This is a genomic window from Mesorhizobium sp. WSM4837 (genome assembly GCF_055811435.1).
Genome location: NZ_JBVVQE010000173.1, coordinates 1 through 2,300, shown reverse-complemented (window position 1 = coordinate 2,300; position 2,300 = coordinate 1). Strand labels below are relative to the sequence as shown.

At 58.7% G+C, this 2,300-nt stretch carries 3 protein-coding genes and 1 pseudogene; all 4 read left to right on the top strand.

Annotation, left to right across the window (positions count from 1 at the left end; genetic code table 11):
- The coding region (locus AC0L3D_RS36435) for an aminotransferase class I/II-fold pyridoxal phosphate-dependent enzyme (RefSeq protein WP_473647503.1) at positions 1-441 on the top strand (441 nt) is incomplete at its 5' end.
- 4 nt (positions 442-445) lie between these two features.
- Positions 446-1,267, top strand: a complete 822-nt coding sequence (locus AC0L3D_RS36430; RefSeq protein WP_473482951.1) for a phosphocholine cytidylyltransferase family protein — start codon at positions 446-448, stop codon at positions 1,265-1,267.
- The gene (locus tag AC0L3D_RS36425; RefSeq protein ID WP_473647502.1) at positions 1,264-1,887 is read left to right on the top strand and encodes a CDP-alcohol phosphatidyltransferase family protein; all 624 of its coding nucleotides are present in this window, start codon (positions 1,264-1,266) and stop codon (positions 1,885-1,887) included. Before AC0L3D_RS36430 ends, AC0L3D_RS36425 begins: the two co-directional genes overlap by 4 nt.
- A gap of 68 nt (positions 1,888-1,955) precedes the next feature.
- Positions 1,956-2,300, top strand: a pseudogene (locus AC0L3D_RS36420) (IS6 family transposase); the annotation flags it as partial.

Below are 2,300 nucleotides of genomic sequence, written 5' to 3'. Positions count from 1 at the left end.
CACACGACATCGAACCCGAATGTCGTTGCCCAGCACGCCGTGCTGCACCACCTCCGTGAGGGAGATGGCGCCTTTGAGGCCCGGCTCAAGTGTCGATTGACGGCGGCGCGGCAGGCTGGGCTTACTGCCCTCTCCGAGCTGCAGCGCGTTCCGATACCTGAAGCACAGGGCGGGTTCTATTTCTATCTCGATCTGTCCGGCCTGTTGCGGCCGACGCTCGCCAATGATGACGCCAGGACAGCCGACGACATCGTGGCCGCGCTGCTCGCCCAAGCCGGCGTGGCCGGCGTGTCAGGCACTGCCTTCGGCGATCCCATGGGCCTCAGGCTCTCCTATGGCGTTCCGCCGAAGCAACTCGAGGTGGGCCTCGAGCGTGTGGTCGGCGTCCTTAACGGCTGGAACCGAAAGAATCGTCGCAGCAAGCAAAATAGAAGGGCTTAGACCCATGACTGCAATTGGTCCGAGAGAGGCGGTGATTCTTGCCGCCGGGTTTGGCTCGCGCCTGCGTCCGCTCACCGATCTGCGGCCGAAGCCGCTGGTCGAAGTCAACGGCACGCCGATCCTTCACAACGCCTTGCAGAACCTCGAGGCAGTCGGCGTAAGGGAGGTGACGATCGTTGTCGGCTATCGCAAAGACGCGATCCAATATTCCTGCGGCCGACGCTTCGGTAGGCTCGATATCAATTATGTCGAGTCGACGGTCTTCGACCGCACGGGCAGCGCCTATTCACTCTGGCTGGCACGCGACGCGTTACTCTCGGGAGACTGCTATCTTCTTGAGGGCGACGTCTTCTTTGAGGAAGACGCGCTTCGGCGCTTGACGATAGATGACGCGGCGAATTCAGCCGCAGTAGCGCCTTTCCATCCGTCGATGGAGGGCTCTGCAGTAATTTTGTCCGAAGGCGGATTTATTTCCGAGTTTCGGCTTAAACAAACAGCTGCGGACCTGGTTTCCGGCGGCCCGGCTCTCTTCAAGACAGTGAATCTCATGCGCTTCTCCGACGCGACACTGCGCACGATAATCGTGCCTGCCCTTGATGATCTCATCGGTTCCGGTGCGATCAAGGCTTACATGGAGGAGTTTCTTGCTCATCTTATCGAAAGCCGCGGCCTCCGGCTTGCGGCTGCCCGCTGCGATGAGCTGCGATGGTACGAGATAGACAGCGAGGCCGATCTAAGGACTGCGGAGAACATATTCTCACCCTTATGCGGATCGCCTTCTCCGGCATCAAATCGCGTCGAGATAGGATCGGACGGCTTCCAATGATTATCTATCTTTCAGACCGCGCAAACCAGATCACGATGCTTGGCCTCCTGGCATCAGGAACCGCGCTCTATTTTGCGCAATCGGGCAAACCGGAGCTTGCAATCGCAGCAGCGCTCTGGGCGGTCTTAGCAGACCATTTCGACGGAGTGGTCGCGAAGCGAACGAAAAACCGGTCAGCAGAGACGGCCAGTATGGGGAAGAGTCTGGATGGATTTGCTGATCTCCTGTACGGCGCCGTCATTCCGGCTGCGGTACTCATGCAAATCGGAACAGGCGGTGTCTTGCCGTTTGTAACGGGGCTCGCTCTAATACTCGCTGGTGCTTTGCGATTAAGTTATTTCAGCAATTTCGGGATGTCCACAAAAGGGTATTTCACCGGCGTTCCGCTTTCCTACGACGTTCCGCTCATGGCAGTTCTTCTGCTTATCGCAGCGTGGATTCCTGTCCCACTGTGGAACAATGCTACATGCGGACTCTTCTTGTTGCTCGCTGTTCTGCACGTGCTGCCCATCGCCGTGCCAAGTATGAATCGCGCAATGTATGCAGTGGTCAGCTCCGGCGAGCGCGAAAGCGTCGGCCTTCCGCTGAACCGGCGGAACTTAATGATGGAGGCTCGGTGATTCTGTCGCAAACGGAATGGCAGCCATATCTGGCACGAAGCCCTCTCTTTTTCGGGGAGCGCGCTTGTATGTTCAAAGGCTGTCATTTCGACGATCAGTGATCTTGCTGTGCCTGCGCTGGTATCTGGCCTACAATCTCGGCCTGCGCGTCCGGAGGAGATGATGGCCGAACGCGGCCTGAACGTCGACCATTCGACTGTGCACCGCTGGGTCGTCCACTTCTCGCCCCAGCTTCTGGAGCGCTTCAACGGGCGCAAGCGCGCCGTCACCGGCAAGTGGCACATGGACGAGACATACATCAAGATACGCGGCCAACGGATGTATCTATCGTGCCGTCGACGGCGTCGGCGACACGGTCGAGTTCTTCTTCAGCGAACACCGCGACCTGCCGGCAGCCAAGCGCTTCTTCCGGA